The 13,693-nt window shown below is 57.1% G+C and carries 13 protein-coding genes; 5 read left to right on the forward strand and 8 right to left on the reverse strand.

What is annotated here, in order from left to right; genetic code table 11:
* Nucleotides 1-30: 30 nt before the first annotated feature.
* From AB8880_07955 to AB8880_07965, 3 genes are read right to left on the reverse strand one after another with little or no spacing between them, the layout of a single operon-like run.
* Nucleotides 31-1,470: a deoxyribodipyrimidine photo-lyase gene (locus tag AB8880_07955; GenBank protein XDZ64860.1), complete on the reverse strand. Its 1,440-nt coding sequence runs from the start codon at nucleotides 1,468-1,470 to the stop codon at nucleotides 31-33.
* A 29-nt stretch (nucleotides 1,471-1,499) separates the two neighbouring features.
* Nucleotides 1,500-2,192, reverse strand: a complete 693-nt coding sequence (gene pdeM / locus AB8880_07960) for a ligase-associated DNA damage response endonuclease PdeM (protein ID XDZ64861.1) — start codon at nucleotides 2,190-2,192, stop codon at nucleotides 1,500-1,502.
* Nucleotides 2,189-4,663, reverse strand: coding sequence for a ligase-associated DNA damage response DEXH box helicase (locus tag AB8880_07965; protein XDZ64862.1), 2,475 nt, complete (start codon nucleotides 4,661-4,663; stop codon nucleotides 2,189-2,191). The genes pdeM and AB8880_07965 overlap by 4 nt, the downstream gene beginning before the upstream one ends.
* Before the next feature lie 104 nt (nucleotides 4,664-4,767).
* Between AB8880_07965 and AB8880_07970 the strand changes: the two genes are divergently transcribed.
* The 5 genes from AB8880_07970 to AB8880_07990 all read left to right on the forward strand — a co-directional run bounded on the left by AB8880_07970 (nucleotide 4,768) and on the right by AB8880_07990 (nucleotide 9,469).
* Nucleotides 4,768-5,451, forward strand: coding sequence for a glutathione binding-like protein (locus AB8880_07970; protein ID XDZ64863.1), 684 nt, complete (start codon nucleotides 4,768-4,770; stop codon nucleotides 5,449-5,451).
* A gap of 1 nt (nucleotide 5,452) precedes the next feature.
* Nucleotides 5,453-6,499, forward strand: a complete 1,047-nt coding sequence (locus AB8880_07975) for a ligase-associated DNA damage response exonuclease (GenBank protein XDZ64864.1) — start codon at nucleotides 5,453-5,455, stop codon at nucleotides 6,497-6,499.
* Complete coding sequence (locus tag AB8880_07980; protein ID XDZ64865.1) at nucleotides 6,496-8,079, forward strand: cisplatin damage response ATP-dependent DNA ligase; 1,584 nt, start codon at nucleotides 6,496-6,498, stop codon at nucleotides 8,077-8,079. Before AB8880_07975 ends, AB8880_07980 begins: the two co-directional genes overlap by 4 nt.
* Nucleotides 8,080-8,148: 69 nt before the next feature.
* Complete coding sequence (locus AB8880_07985; protein XDZ64866.1) at nucleotides 8,149-8,871, forward strand: SDR family NAD(P)-dependent oxidoreductase; 723 nt, start codon at nucleotides 8,149-8,151, stop codon at nucleotides 8,869-8,871.
* 109 nt (nucleotides 8,872-8,980) lie between these two features.
* Nucleotides 8,981-9,469, forward strand: a complete 489-nt coding sequence (locus AB8880_07990) for a fumarylacetoacetate hydrolase family protein (protein ID XDZ64867.1) — start codon at nucleotides 8,981-8,983, stop codon at nucleotides 9,467-9,469.
* Here AB8880_07990 and AB8880_07995 read toward each other — a convergent pair.
* Genes AB8880_07995 through AB8880_08015 form a run of 5 tightly spaced genes read right to left on the reverse strand, consistent with a single transcriptional unit; the run spans nucleotide 9,427 to nucleotide 13,689 of the window.
* Nucleotides 9,427-9,618: a hypothetical protein gene (locus AB8880_07995; protein XDZ64868.1), complete on the reverse strand. Its 192-nt coding sequence runs from the start codon at nucleotides 9,616-9,618 to the stop codon at nucleotides 9,427-9,429. The two genes, AB8880_07990 and AB8880_07995, sit on opposite strands and share 43 nt — an antisense overlap.
* A 38-nt stretch (nucleotides 9,619-9,656) precedes the next feature.
* Nucleotides 9,657-10,052, reverse strand: coding sequence for a cytidine deaminase (gene cdd, locus AB8880_08000; protein ID XDZ64869.1), 396 nt, complete (start codon nucleotides 10,050-10,052; stop codon nucleotides 9,657-9,659).
* A 1-nt stretch (nucleotide 10,053) separates the two neighbouring features.
* Complete coding sequence (locus AB8880_08005) at nucleotides 10,054-11,028, reverse strand: ABC transporter permease (GenBank protein ID XDZ64870.1); 975 nt, start codon at nucleotides 11,026-11,028, stop codon at nucleotides 10,054-10,056.
* Nucleotides 11,021-12,139 (reverse strand): ABC transporter permease, encoded by a 1,119-nt coding sequence (locus tag AB8880_08010; protein XDZ64871.1) that lies wholly within the window; start codon nucleotides 12,137-12,139, stop codon nucleotides 11,021-11,023. Before AB8880_08010 ends, AB8880_08005 begins: the two co-directional genes overlap by 8 nt.
* Nucleotides 12,136-13,689, reverse strand: coding sequence for an ABC transporter ATP-binding protein (locus tag AB8880_08015; protein ID XDZ64872.1), 1,554 nt, complete (start codon nucleotides 13,687-13,689; stop codon nucleotides 12,136-12,138). Before AB8880_08015 ends, AB8880_08010 begins: the two co-directional genes overlap by 4 nt.
* Nucleotides 13,690-13,693: the final 4 nt, after the last annotated feature.

Here is a 13,693-nt window from a genome sequence, read left to right on the forward strand (position 1 = left end):
TCTGCTGCGTGGCTTGACCAGATGCGGCTATTAATTATCTTGTGATTTGATCTGCGCGAAAGCATTGAGCGCACGTTGACGGCCGGCTGCATGGTCAACAAGAGGTTCGGGATAAGTTTTTCCAAGCCTTAGGCCTGCGCTGAGGCGCAACCCTTCCGGCGCGTCGAATGGCGCAAAAAGAGAACGGTCATCCATCTTTGCCACTTCGGGAACCCATTTCCGGACATAGGCACCGGCATCGAATTTCTGCCCCTGGGTGATGGGGTTGAAGACCCGGAAATAGGGCGAGGCATCGGCGCCGCATCCTGCCACCCACTGCCAGCCTGCACTGTTCGAGGCAAGATCAGCATCCACCAGCGTGTCATGAAACCATCGCGCGCCTTCCTGCCATGGGATGAGCAGATGCTTGGTGAGGAAAGACGCCGTGATCATGCGGACACGGTTATGCATCCAGCCTGTTTCATAAAGCTCCCGCATGCCGGCATCGATGAGCGGGTAGCCTGTCTGGCCGCGCTGCCAGGCGGCTAGGTCACTTGCATAATCCTGACGCCAGGGGAAGTGTTCAAATTCGGCCCTCAAGGGGCGGTCCGGCATATCGGCAAACTGATCCAGCAGTTCATAGGAAAATTCACGCCATATAACCTCCGCGATAAACGTCTCCGCATCAGCGGAAGGGGCGCCGCCAGCATGCTCCATCACCGCATGAAACACCGTCACCGGAGAGATTTCGCCAAAATGCAGATGCGGCGACAGCCGGGATGTTCCCGAGATCGAAGGCCGGTCGCGAGATGTACCATAACGGGTGATCGTATCTTCAAGGAAATCATCAAGTCGTTGCAGTGCCGCCGCTTCGCCGACGCGCCACGCCCGATCAATCCCGCCGGACCAGTCCGGATTCCGGGGCAGAAGTTTCATCTCATCCAGTGTCGCTGATCTTGGCCATGAGGACGGCGACGGTAACGCGCCCGGTCGCGGCAGAACCGCCCGCATCCCCCCTTGCGCGAGCAGGTTTCGCTTATAGGGGGTGAAGACTTTCATCCGCGTCCCTGCTTTTGAGCGCACCTCACCAAAATCTTTCAGAAACGAGCCGTTTTCAAGATGCGTGGGGATGCCCTCTTTCGCCAGCACTTCAGCCACCGCAGAAAGCTGGGCCTTTGACCAGGGCTCACCCCTTTTATGGGTGTAGAGCGCAACAGCCCCGATCTCTTCTGCCAGCGCTGGAAGAATTCGCACGGCATCGCCTTTGCGAAGAATGAGCTTTGAGCCCATCCGCTCAAACCCGCGGGCGAGATCATCAAGGCTGTGATGCAGCCACCATCGACTTGCACCCCCCATGGCCCAGTCGCCTGCCGCGCTTTCATCAAGAATATAAACCGGAACAACCGCATGACCGGAGGATATCGCCGCCGTAAGCGCAGGATGATCCCCTATCCGCAGATCCTGATGAAACCAGCAGAGTACCGTTGCCATAGCTGACCTTTCGGGAAAACGTGATCAGGTTACTGCACTAGAGAATAGGGGTAACGATAGATCTGACAAGCATGGCAGAAAAGAATTTCTGCATGTGAGCCGAAAAGATTTTTCATGGCCGGGTCCCCTACCGACAGCCCGCCGGTATAGGCGCCGAAAGCTGGCATGATGAGCCGCCTTCCATCATGAATAAAGCATTTGCCGCTGACGCCGCGGGCCCTTGTCTTGATCCGTGCCTTGGGGTGATAGTGGCCGGAAACCTCACCTCCTTCGAATTCCTCAAGGGCAATATGCCGGAACCAGATTGAACCGATCAGGATTTCTTCTGCCGCCGCCCCCGGCAGGAATGCCGGCAGGTCCGGATCATGATTGCCGGTGATCCAGATCACGTCACGACCCCGGGCAAGGGCATGGATTCGGTCCTGATAGGATGGCGCCAGACTCCGCGCAAGATCCGCGCGATGAAAACTGTCACCAAGAAAGAGAAGTCGTTCCGGCTGGTCCCGCAAGACCGCCTTTTCAAGCGCATCAAGGGTGGCATCGGTGTCATAAAGGGGCATGGGCGAGGTGGAACTGAGCGCCCTTCCCTTTTCGAGATGCAGATCCGAGACGACCATCAGCCGCCCCCGGTCAAACAGCGCCGTCCCATCGGCATGGGCGGCAACCTCATCCCCGCCCAAGCTGAACCGATAGACGGAATTGGATTTTCGTGAAGATGTCATAGCGCAAGGCTAGCCTGTATGGGGATTGATGTATCCATGCCTTCAAGTGCTTCGGCCACCAGTTCGGCTTCAAGTTCGGCCAGACTTTCTTCAACCGCCGAGGCGGTGACGCTCTCCCTGCCGACCTCCAGCATCAGCGGCATGGCCAGCGGCGAGACACGTTCAAGCTGGCGAAAGGCGAGACGGCCTTCAAACCTGGCAAGAAGATCTGCCAGCCGCCGAATATCGGTGAGCCCTCGTGCCGCCTCCTCCCGCGTTGCCCGGATAAGAAGATGATCCGGCTGGTGCCGGAGCAGGACGTCATAGATCAGATCCGAATTCATCGTCATCTGGCGACCTGTTTTCTCGGCGCCGGGGTGACGTTTTTCAAGCAACCCGGCGATGGTGGCAACCGACCGGAAACACCGTTTCATCATGGTGCTTTCCTGCATCCATTCCTCAAGGTCATCGCCGAGCAGATCCGGGGACAGCAAGTCTTCCACCTGCCCGGAAGAAGGAGCCTCAAGAGACCAGACGGCAAGGGCATAATCACTGGCCACAAATCCTATCGGTTTGAGCCCGGCCCGCTCCATCCGCCTCGTCAGCAGCATGCCGAGCGTCTGGTGCGCATTGCGGCCTTCAAACCCGTAGATCACGAGAAACTCCTTGCCGCCTCTGGGGAAGTTTTCCACGAGAAGATGATCCAGCCCCGGAAGATCAGATTTCCAGTCCTGGATCGAAAGCCATTGCCGCACTGTTTCAGGATACGCATCCCAACCTGATCTGTCGGCGATCATGGCCCGGATGCGCTCCGCCAGATTGGTGGTGAGCGGCAACCTGCCGCCGGCATAGGCAGGCACTTTCGGCTCGGTTGCCGTCGCACGAACGGCCTCGGCGGTCATGGTGCCTTTCATGCCGGTATATTCCAGCACCTGCCCGGCAAAGATGAACGTATCCCCCGGCACCAGCGACTGAATGAAATATTCCTCGATTTTGCCAAGCTTGCCGCCCCCGCGAAGCTGGAGGGTCAGCGTCTGGCTTTCGACGATTGTTCCGACGTTAAGCCGCCATTGCAGGGCAACGCTGCGATGGGCAATCCGGTATAGCCCATCACGGCCCGGCACAAGTTTGTGAAACTTCTCATACGCTTTCAGCGCGTAGCCGCCGGTGCTGACAAAATCGAGCACATCATCAAATTCCTGACGGGTCAGTTGCCGGTAAGGCCAGGCTTCACGCACCTCATCGAAAAGCTCTTCAGCCCGGAACGGGTCCGACATGGCCATACCCACCACATGCTGGGCCAGCACATCAAGCCCGCCGGGGGTATCGGCGGGATCATCAAGCTCACCTGACCGGATATCGGCTATGGCGGCAAGACATTCAAAGACCTCAAACCTGTTGGCGGGAACAAGAACCGCGCGGCTGATCTGATCATATCGGTGACCTGACCGGCCGATGCGCTGCAACAGCCGAGCGGTCCCTTTCGGGGCACCAACCTGGATAACAAGATCGATATCCGCCCAGTCAATGCCGAGATCAAGCGACGATGTTGCCACCACCGCCCGCAACTGACCTTTCGCCATGTGAGATTCCACCTTGCGGCGCTGCTCGGCCGCAAGTGACCCGTGATGAAGCCCGATCGGCAGGGTCTCCTCATTGATCCGCCACAGCGACTGAAAAAGAATTTCGGCCTGAGCTCTTGTGTTGACGAAGACAAGGGTGATCCGGTTCTCGGTGATCAGCCGGAATATATCCTCCACCGCATAGGAAGCGGAATGACCTGCCCATGGCAGGTGACCATCCTTTTCCAGCACCCAGATTTCCGGCTCATGGCTTCTGGCCGCCCGGATGATCTCCACCTTTTCCGGCACCGGATCAAGCCAGCCGCGCAGCATCGCAGGATTGGCCACCGTCGCAGACAAACCGATCGTTCTGGCCGCTGGTGCAAGACGGCGCAATCGCGCCAGTGAGAGCGACAGAAGATCCCCCCGCTTGTTTCCGGCAAGAGCATGAAGTTCATCAAGAATGATGCAGTCCAGCCCGGCGAAAACTTCCGCGGCATCAGGCCATGTCAGCATAAGTTCAAGCGATTCAGGGGTAGTCATCAGGATTTCAGGCGGGTTCTGGCGCTGGCGCTTGCGTTTTTCGGGCGGGGTGTCACCTGTCCTTGTCTCGGCCCGCAGATCAAGCTGCATTTCACGGATCGGCGCTTCAAGATTTCGAGCGATGTCTACGGCCAGCGCCTTGAGGGGAGATATATAGAGGGTGCGGAGGCCCTTACCCCCCGGGGAACGGATATGCCGGATCAGGCTGGGCAGAAACCCGGCCAGTGTCTTGCCCGTGCCGGTGGGGGCAATGAGCAGCGCGGACTGGCCTTGTTCAATGGCCCTTATCACCTCTCGCTGGTGCTCATGCACCTGCCATCCCTTGCGGGCAAACCAGTCCAGCACGCAATCCGGCATATCCTGTGAGATTGAAAAGAGGTTTTCCATGATCAGGTTATCGACTTTTTCCGATTCATCCTTAAATTAAGAAGATAACCGACGTAATCAACTCTCCTTTTTTAACTGAACCAACAACCGCAAGGCTGAAGCCCATGATTGACCTTTATTACTGGCCAACTCCGAATGGTCACAAAATCACCATCGCCCTTGAAGAAATGGGGCTCGACTACACGATCAAGCCGGTCAATATCGGGAAGGGAGAGCAGTTCGACCCCGCTTTTCTGGCATTCAGCCCGAACAATCGTATGCCGGCAATCATCGATCATGACACGGGTGGAGATCCGCAATCCGTGTTCGAATCCGGTGCGATTCTCCTCTATCTTGCCGACAAGACAGGTAAACTCATCCCTCATGACACAAGAGGACGCACCGCTGTCTATGAATGGTTGATGTGGCAGATGGGCGGGTTTGGCCCCATGCTCGGCCAGGCGCATCATTTCAATTTCTATGCCCCGGAACGCATCCCCTATGCCATGGACCGGTACAGCAAGGAGGCCAACCGTCTTTACGGGGTGATGGAACGGCAACTTGCCAAGACGTCATGGCTTGCCGGTGATGCGTATTCGATTGCCGATATCGCCGCCTATCCCTGGACACGAACATATGAGCGCCAAGGCGTTACCATCGAGGACTACCCCAATGTTATGCGCTGGCGGCAGGCCATGTGGGACAGACCCCAGGTTCAGGCTGGCATGAAGGCCGGGGCCGAGCTACGCGAAGATCTGAGCAACCTCAGCGCCGATGACTGGAACAAGCTGTTCGGCAAATCCTCCTAGCATGATACAACGAAGCGCCGCAGGGATCGAACGATGGATCCGGCCCCTGGGTGCCGGGCTCAGCGTTGATACAGGTCATCCCGAAAGCCGGTTTGTTCTGGACGCGCTTCGTGCAAGTGACAAGGTTGTGGTCACCCATGGCCACGCCGATCACGCAAGAGCGGGGCACCATCATGTTATCGCAACCCCGGAAACGCTTGCCATCATGGAAGCAAGATACGGCAGCGGATTTGCGCAAAAACGTACCGCACTTGCCTATCATGAGCCGATGGAGATGGGGGATTGCACGATCCGGCTTGTGCCCGCGGGGCATGTGCTAGGCAGCGCCCAGGTGGTGATCGATCATGCCGGAAGACGTGTTGTGGTCTCTGGTGATTACAAGCGCAAGGCAGACCCGACCTGCGCCCCGTTCGAGCCGGTGCCTTGCGATGTCTTTGTCACCGAAGCAACCTTTGCCCTGCCGGTGTTCAGCCATCCCGATCCGATGGGTGAAATTGAAAAACTGCTCCATTCCCTTGATGTTTTCCCCGGCAGATGTCATGTCGTCGGGGCCTATTCCCTTGGCAAGGCGCAGCGTCTTATCGCGCTGTTGCGGCAGGCCGGATACAACAAGACCATCTATCTTCATGGAGCCCAGCAGAAACTTGCAGCCCTTTATGAGGATCTGGGTGTTCCCTTGGGCGAACTTGCCCCGGCAACAGCCGGAGAAAAGGGCAGGCCGCGGGATGATCTGGCAGGCGAGATCGTGATTGCGCCGCCCTCGGCCCTTGCGGACAGATGGTCACGCCGTCTGCCGGACCCGCTCATCATCATGGCATCAGGCTGGATGCAGATACGCCAGCGCGCCAAGCAATCCGGGGTTGAGATGCCTCTTATTCTTTCGGATCACGCGGATTGGGCTGACCTTCTGAGAACAATCGAAGAGGTTGCACCTCTGGAAGTCTGGGTTACCCATGGGCGGGAGTCCGCGCTCATACGTGCGCTTGGACTCAAAGGGGTTCGCGCCCGTGCGCTGTCGCTGGTCGGGTATGAGGATGACGCGGAATGAGACGGTTTGCCGGCCTGCTCGAACAGTTGCTATTTGCGCCCCAACGCAACGCGAAACTGGCCTGGATAGAAGACTGGCTTCGGAATTCTGCGCCGGAAGATCGCGGCTGGGGCGTGGCGGCGCTGGTCGGGGATCTGGAACTTGGACGGATCAAGGGCGGTCTTGTCCGCAGCCTCGCCCAGCAGGCGATTGATGCTGATCTCTTTGCCGAAAGCTATGACTTTGTGGGTGATCTTGCCGAGACAACGGCGCTGATCTGGCCGGAGATTAGTGGCACGAACCATAAGGAACCTGCGCTTCATGAAGTGGTGCTGACCTTGCGCCAGTCCACGCCGAATGAGGCCGAAGATCATCTCCGCCAGTGGCTCAACAGCCTCGACGGGACAGGCCGGTGGGGGCTCCTTAAACTCATTACCGGCGGGTTGAGGGTTGGCGTTTCTGCCCGGATGCTCCGCCTCGCCCTGGCCCGGACCTACGCCAAACCCGTCGAGGAAATCGAAGAGATCTGGCCGCTTATCCACCCCCCCTATCCGGAACTTTTCCATTGGCTCGAAGGCCGGGCCAGACGACCTTCGGCTGAGGGGCGTGCTGTCTTCCGTCCCCTGATGCTTGCCCACCCGATTAATGATGATGAAACCGATACCCTCAAGCCTTCAGATTTTCTGGTTGAATGGAAATGGGATGGCGCCCGGATACAGTTTGCTTCTGCGGCAGATGGCGTGCGCCTGTTTTCAAGATCAGGCGACAATATCTCCCCCGCCTTTCCCGAACTTGTCGAAGGAATCAGCTGGCACGGCACGCTTGACGGGGAGATCCTGGCCGGACACACCGGCCATGTCGAACCATTTCAACATCTCCAGCAGCGGCTTAACCGGAAGCAAGCAACGCCGAAGATAATCCGCGATAAACCGGTATTCATCCGGTTTTATGACATGCTGTTCGATGGTGAGGAAGACTTGCGGCACCTGCCCATCGAAACCCGCCGCGCCCGCCTCAAGACCGTGATACCTGCCCTTGGGCATGCTCTCTTTGATATCTCCGAAGAGTTGGAATTCACCAGCCCGGAGGATCTCAAGGCCTGGCGAGAGCAGTGCCGGCAGGGCGGCCTGATTGAAGGGCTCATGCTGAAACGACGGCAAAGCACATATCAACAGGGCCGCGTGAAGGGGCTCTGGTATAAATGGAAACGCGACCCGCTCACCGCCGATGTTGTGGTGATGTACGCCCAGCGCGGGCATGGAAAGAGATCGTCTTTCTATTCCGATTTCACTTTTGGTGCCTGGACAGAAGATGAGGATGGCCGGAGGCTGGTGCCAGTGGGCAAAGCCTATTCCGGCTTCACCGATGATGAGCTAAAGCGGCTCGATAAATTCGTGCGGGAGAATACCATCAACCGGTTCGGCCCGGTAAGGGAAGTTGCGCCAACACTGGTGGTGGAAGTTGCCTTTGACAGTATCGGCCTCTCAAGCCGGCATAAATCCGGGGTAGCGATGAGATTTCCGCGTTTTGCCTCTATCCGCTGGGACAAGCCTGCCGCCGAGGCGGAAACCCTCGATGAACTCAAGACCTTTCTTGAATAGAATCTTCCCCCGCCCGGGCCCTGCCCTAGATCTATATCATGAAGACACATGGCCCCGGGGGGCGAGAGCATGCTGAGAAGGTTTGATGCGCCGATAAATGCCGTCGTCGTTGGCGCCAATGGCGGAATTGGACAGGCAGTTTGTGATCTGTTCAAAAATGATCCCGGCATCAAGCAGCTTTTTCAGCTGGCCCGCACCCCCCGTGAAGGCCAGATATATTGCGATCTCGATCATGAGGATACCATCGCCGAGGCCGCCCGGATTATTGCCGAGCATGGCGACGTTGGGCTCATCATCAATGCCACCGGCATGCTGCATGATCCGGCGCGGCAGATCATGCCCGAAAAGAGTTTCCGTCACCTCAATCCCGAGACCATGAACGCGTATTTTCAGGCCAACTGCATCGGCCCTGCCCTTGCGGCCAAATATTTCCTGCCCCTGATGCCACGGCGCGGGCGGGCGGTTTTTGCCGCAGTTTCCGCCCGGGTTGGAAGCATTGCCGACAACCGCGCCGGAGGTTGGCACAGTTACCGGGCGGCAAAGGCAGGATTGAATATGATGATCCGAAACTTTGCCCATGAAATGGTCTTTAAAAATCCTGACAGTATCGTGATCGGCCTTCACCCCGGGACAGTCGAGACTTCGCTCTCCGCGCCATTCCGGGATATGGTCAAGCATGATATTTTCCCCCCGGATCAGGCCGCCCGCCAGTTGCTCGCCGTGATCGGCAACGTAACCCCGGCTGAAAGCGGCCACCAGCTAGACTGGAAGGGAGAAATCATCCCCGGCTGAAAAAGTCCTTACTTAAAACCGGCGATCTTGCCAGAAGCGTAACCGATAAGGATTTGAACAACCGCGCGATCTCAATTAGGCTTTTTTGAAATAATACCTGGAGGGTGAAATGAAATTGCTTCGAGTTGGGGCCAGGGGTGAAGAAAAACCGGCCATGCTGGACAAGACCGGCGGCCTGCGTGATTTGAGCGGTGTGGTGAATGACCTCGCCTTTGGCACGGTTTCCTGTGAGAGACTTGACAAGATCAAGGCCATTGACCCTTCCAGCCTGCCTGAACTTGACCCGGGATTGAGGGTCGGTCCGGCGGTTGCCGATACGCCGAATTTTCACTGCATCGGGCTCAATTACGCGCGCCACGCCGATGAAACAGGGATGGCAAGGCCGACGGAACCGGTGCTGTTTTCCAAAGCAACCTCGGCCCTTGCCGGACCCAATGATGATATCGTGATCCCGAAAGACTCGGTAAAAACGGACTGGGAAGTCGAACTTGGCGTGGTTATCGGCCGTGAAGCCAGTCATGTTTCCGAAGACAGGGCACTTGATTACATTGCTGGCTATACGGTCATCAACGATGTATCGGAGCGCCAGATGGCGTGATCCGTGCTTTTATCAAACGCCTTCTTGAGCATCGGCGCATGTTCAGGGGTCAGGGGTTCAAGCCGGACATGACGGCCCTCAAGTGTCAGTGCGCGCGGGTAGGGCGCGGGCGTGTAAGATACAAACTCTCCAAGTTGTTTATCCGTCATGGCCGTGTCCTTATCCTGTCGCCATTACTCATGGCTGCTCACTCCAGATTATCAGGGCCGAAACTTGCTGGCAAAAGATCTTCAAGCGAGAAGATCTGCCGTATCCCGTTTTCATCACCGATGATTATCCGGGTGGCGGGAGAGGCAAATTCACGAATGCGCTGGCGGCACCCACCGCAAGGTGTGCATAAAAGCTCACCCCTGCCAGCAACGGCAATTGCTTCAATTCGCCGGCCACCTTTCATCACCATCGCGGCAATCGCCCCCGCTTCAGCGCAGGAGCCTTGAGGATAGGCCGCGTTTTCGACATTGACGCCTCTATGGGTTGCGCCATGCTCGTCCAGAATGGCCGCACCAACCTGAAAATTACTATAGGGCGCATAAGCCTGAGGCATGGCCAGAGCCGCTATCCGCATGAGGTCTTTATCATCCATATCAGCGCTCCTTCACATAAGGGACACCAATGGCGCGGGGCGGAGTTGCCTTGCCGATAAATCCGGCCAGCAGGACCACCGTGAGCACATACGGCAACACCAGTATAAGATCCGTCGGCACCAGCCCTATTCCGGGCAGTTCCACCCCTTGAAGACGGGCGGCCAGCGCATCAAGAAACCCGAACATCAGGCAGGCCATGAGCGCAGGCAAGGGCCGCCAGTTACCAAAAATCATGGCAGCCAGAGCGATATATCCCTTTCCTGCCGTCATTTCCCGGACGAATCCAGCGCCATGTGCAATCGAAAGATAGGCCCCGGCCATACCGCAGAGAATACCGGCGATGATAACTGCCTGATACCTGAGCCAGACAACACTGATCCCGGCCGTATCCACCGCTTCAGGTTTCTCGCCAACAGCACGCAGCCAGAGCCCGAAACGTGTCCGGGCAAGAACATATCCCGTCACCAGCACCGACAGCAGCGCAAGCCAGACCAGCAGATTGTGCCCGGAGATCACTTCGGCATAAATAACGCCAATTCCGGGGATGGAACGCAGCATATCCGCAAAAGGAAGAATCAGCGGGGCAAACCGCTCGGATGCTTTGAGAAACGGTGTCTGTCCCCCTTGCGCGAAAAGGGCGATGCCGATGGTCACCGTCAGCCCAGAGGCCAGAATATTGATGGCAAGCCCGGAGATCACCTGATTGCCCTTATGGGTGATACAGGCAAAACCATGAACGAGGCTGAAACTGACCGAGACGACAATAGCGCTTATGAGCCCAAGCCAGGGCGAGCCGGTCATCGCCGCGACGCTGGCCGCGGTAAACGCACTCATCAGCATCTTGCCCTCAAGGGAAATATCGATGATCCCGGACCTTTCCGAGAAAAGCCCTGCCATGGCACAGAAAATGAGCGGCGTTGCCACCCGCAATGTTGCATCCAGGGTCAGCACGAACTGAAGCCAGAGATCAGCCATCGCCAAGCACCTCCCGCCGGGTGAAAAAATGGGCGTATATTCTCTCAAGCACCGGATTGAACATATAGGCAAGCGCACCCGAGAAAAGGATGATCAGCCCCTGGATCATCAATACCATTTCCCGGGTAATGGTCTGGAATTCAAAATCCAGTTCAGCCCCGCCCTGATAGAGCGCCCCGAAAAGAAGGCTGGCAAGAATGATACCGACGGGATGATTCCGCCCCATCAACGCCACGGCTATTCCGGTAAACCCGTAGCCGGAAGTGAAATTGAGGATCACCCGCTGCTGCACACCAAGGATCTCGTTCAACGCCATCAGACCGGCAAGCGCCCCTGAAATTGCCATGGTGATCATGATAATCCGCTGTGGGGAGTGTCCGGCGTAGATCACCGCACGCTCACTATGGCCCGTGGCCCGGATGACATAGCCAAGCCGGGTTCGCCAGATCAGCACCCAGACACCAAAGGATGCCAGCAATGCAATCAGGAAAGACAGATTGAGCGGGGATCGCGCCATCGGAATGCCCATGGCATTGAAGATCGTGTGTATCTGGGCAAGGCCAACACCATCGGCAAAACTGCGGGTTTCAGGTGACATCTGGCCGGGCGCCATCAGCATTCCAGCCAGAAGCCACACCATGATCGAGGCCGCGATAAAATTGAACATGATCGTGGTGATCACGATATGACTGCCTCTTCGGGCTTGAAGCCATCCGGGTATGGCGCCCCAGATCGCCCCAAACACCGCCGCCATGGGAATGGCTAGCAGCACCACCAATAACGGCGGCAGTACCGGATCAAGCGCCAATGCTACCAGACCAAGACCAAGCCCGCCCATCGCCGCCTGCCCCTCACCACCTATATTGAAGAGCATGGCGTGGAAAGCGACCGCCACCGCAAGACCTGTGAAAATGAAATTGGTTGCATAGAAGAGCGTATAGCCAAGCGCGCCCTTATAGACAAAAGCCCCTTTCAGCATCACCATCAGCGCAACAAAGGGGTTTTCGCCAATCATCGCGATGATGACCCCGGCAACGACAAAAGCTGCCAGAATATTGATCAGAGGCAGAAGACCTATATCCACCCATTGAGGTAATGATGTCCGCATCATTTCACCCCTGCCATCAACAGGCCGATGGAACGGGCATCTGCCTCCTTGCGCGCAACAATGCCCATCGATTGCCCGCCATTCATGACCATGATCCGATCCGAAAGGCTGAGAATCTCATCAAGTTCCACCGAAACAAGCACGATGGCGCATCCCTCATCTCGCAAGGCAATCAGCTGCCGGTGGATAAATTCAATGGCGCCGATATCTACCCCTCTTGTCGGCTGTCCTACCAGCAAAAGCTTCGGGTTGGCTGACATTTCCCGGGCCAATACGATCTTCTGCTGATTTCCTCCCGAAAAAAGATTGCTTTTCAGAGTCGGATCAGCAGGACGCACATCAAAATCCTTCATCAAGCGGCCGCAATGCGCATTGAGCCGGACCGGATCAAGCCAGATACCATCGCCGATACCCCTGGCATGCTCATAGCCAAGAATCGCACTTTCAGCGGCGCTGAAGGGAAGAACAAGCCCCATGGCATGACGATCTTCCGGCACATGGGCCACCCCGAGCGCCTTGATTATGGATGGGCTGGCGGGCTGGTTGCTGGTGATACTCATGCCGCCAAGAGTAATCTGCCCATCATTCAGCTCCCGGATGCCAGCCAGCAGTTCAAGAAGTTCCGACTGCCCGTTACCGGAAACGCCGGCAATGCCCAGGATCTCGCCGGCACGGACATCGAAGCTCAACTCCTTGACAAGTGGTGCTCCTCCACCTTCAAGGCTTAGCTTCTCTGCCTTGAGCACAATATCACCAGGTGTGGCGGCGTGCCATATGCCTTCGATCAGCACCGGCCGCCCCACCATCAGTTCAGCAAGTTCAGCAGGGCTGGTGGCCGAGGTATCGCGATGCGCCACCATCTCCCCACCACGCATGACCGACACCTGATCCGTGACTGCCATGATTTCCCTTAGTTTATGGGTAATGAAGAGTACCGTTACCCCCTGCTCCTTCAAGGATCGCAGGATTTCAAAAAGCTGATCGGTCTCCTGCGGGGTCAGCACGCCTGTAGGCTCATCAAGGATAAGTATTCGGGCGCCACGATATAGAGCTTTCAGGATTTCCACCCGTTGCTGAACGCCAACCGGCAGATCTTCCACCACGGCATCAAGATCAACCTTGAGCCCGTAGGTTCCGGCAAGACGGGTTATTTCCGCCCGCGCCCGCGCCATGCTGCCGCGAAGCCCGCCCTTCCCCTCGCTTCCGAGGATGATATTCTCAAGGACGGTGAAATTCGGCACCAGCATGAAATGCTGATGCACCATGCCTATGCCGGTCCCGATCGCCTCAGCCGTCGAGCCGATGGAAATGTCTTCCCCAAAAACCTGAATGCTTCCCCTGTCGGCGGTATAAAATCCATAGAGAATGGAAACGAGGGTTGATTTGCCTGCCCCGTTTTCCCCCACGATACCATGGATGGATCCGGCCCGGATATTGAGCGAGACATCTCTGTTGGCGCGTACTGCACCAAAGGTTTTACTGATACCGGATAAGGAAATTGCGACAGGCGTTTTGCCAACGCCTGCCGCTTCGTTGATATTGGCGGTATCCACCAAC

It is taken from the genome of Alphaproteobacteria bacterium LSUCC0684 (genome assembly GCA_041228335.1).
GTDB lineage: Bacteria > Pseudomonadota > Alphaproteobacteria > Puniceispirillales > UBA1172.